Genomic DNA, 1,568 nt, shown 5'->3' with positions numbered 1-1,568 from the left:
GCCAGGCCGGCCGCAGCCGCCTCCGGCCGGGCCGGAACCGGACGGCCCGCCGCCGTCAGGCTGACCGGGCGGGAACGGGACATCGCCGCACTGGTGGCCCAGGGGCTGAAGAATGCGCAGATCGCACAGCAGCTGTGCCTTTCGATCCGTACCGTCGAGGGACACATCTACCGCACCTTCGCCAAGCTGGGTATCAGCCGCCGCGACGAACTGACGCCGGAGCTGCTGGCGGCTGTATAGCTGCGGCCGCGCTACTCAAGCGCCGGCACCGGTAGCCACTACCCAAGACAGCCCCCGGGCCGGAACCTAGGCTTTTTGCAGCACGGTTCGGTCGACGCCGCAGATGGGGGCCCGCTCATGGACGCAGCCGGCCACCCGGCGCTGCCCGCGGCGCCGGTCCCGCCCCCGGTGCCCTCCGGGCGCCGCCGGATGGCCGACAAGATCGCGCAGACCTTGTCCGGCCGCCATGGCCCGGGCGCCCTGATCGTGGGCGGACCGGGAACGGGCAAGACCACCCTGGCCCGCTGCGTCCTGGACCGGCTCGGCGCGCGGATCCACACCGAACGGGTCCGGGGCGGGCCGCTGGTGTCGGCGATTCCCTATGGCGCCATCCACTACCTGCTCAGCGACGTTGATACGCGCATGCTTGACCATCCCATCCACGTGGTCTCGGCCGCGGGCCGGCTGCTGCGGGCGCGGGCAGGCGGCCGGAAAATCGTGGTCTTCGCCGACAACGCCCAGCTGCTGGACGACCGGACGGCCGCTACCTTGTCGCAGCTGGCAGCGGACGGCACCGCCACCCTGCTGCTGTGCGCCGAGGACGCCTGCCGGATTCCGGCCAGCTTCGACGGGCTCGGGCGCAACGGACTCCTGCACAGATTCGACATCGGGGGCTTCACGTTCAGGGAGACGGCAGAATGGCTGGGGGCCGGGCCGGGCGCCCCCGCCTGCGGGCAGGGCACGCATGAGCTCTGGACCGCAAGCGGGGGAAATCCGCTGCTGCTCGGCGTCCTGGCGCACGAGTGGCAGCAGGCAGGCCTGCTGCTCAACCGGGACGGAACCTGGGTGATGGGTGAAGGCCGGAGCAGGCCCGGCGGCGCGCTCGACGCAGTCCGGCCGGCGCTGCTGGAGGGCCTGGCGCCCGGCCAGCAGGCCCTGGCGGACATCCTGGCCATGATGGGCAGCCTGCCGATGGAACTGGTGTGCCGGGTCGCCGCCGATGCGGACTTCGATGAACTGCGCGGCCGCGGCATCGTGGTGCTGGAGAGCGGCCCGTACACCGTGGCCCGGATGCCGGACAGGCTGGTGGCGGAGCTGCTCCGACGCCGGCTGGTGCCGGAACGGTCGCGGGAACTGCTGGCCACCGTGCTCGAGGCCGGGGGCTGGGAGGTGCTTGACCGTGCCCCGTCCGGGGCCGGTGCGATGGCGTTGTCCCTGGCACAATGGGTGCTGGACTGCCGCGCCGGCCTGGCAGCTGTGCATGCGCTGGCGGCGGCCCGGACGGCCCTGGACCTCGGGGACCCTGCGCTGTGCCTGCGGCTGGCGCAGCAGGCAGCCGGGCAGCCGGC

2 protein-coding genes are annotated in these 1,568 nt (G+C 73.1%); both read left to right on the top strand.

All coding sequences use genetic code 11. The annotated features are described in order from the left end of the window. Window positions 1–240 (top strand): response regulator transcription factor (locus ACFQ36_RS22600; protein WP_377017798.1); only part of this gene is annotated, 240 nt, incomplete at its 5' end. A 117-nt stretch (window positions 241–357) separates the two neighbouring features. Then, a partial coding sequence (locus ACFQ36_RS22595; RefSeq protein WP_377017796.1) for an AAA family ATPase occupies window positions 358–1,568 on the top strand: 1,211 nt, incomplete at its 3' end.

It is taken from the genome of Arthrobacter sp. GCM10027362, from assembly GCF_042679445.1.
Taxonomy (GTDB): Bacteria; Actinomycetota; Actinomycetes; order Actinomycetales; family Micrococcaceae; genus Crystallibacter.
Note: the sequence above shows the minus strand (reverse complement) of the source record. Positions and strands in the feature narration are given on the sequence as shown.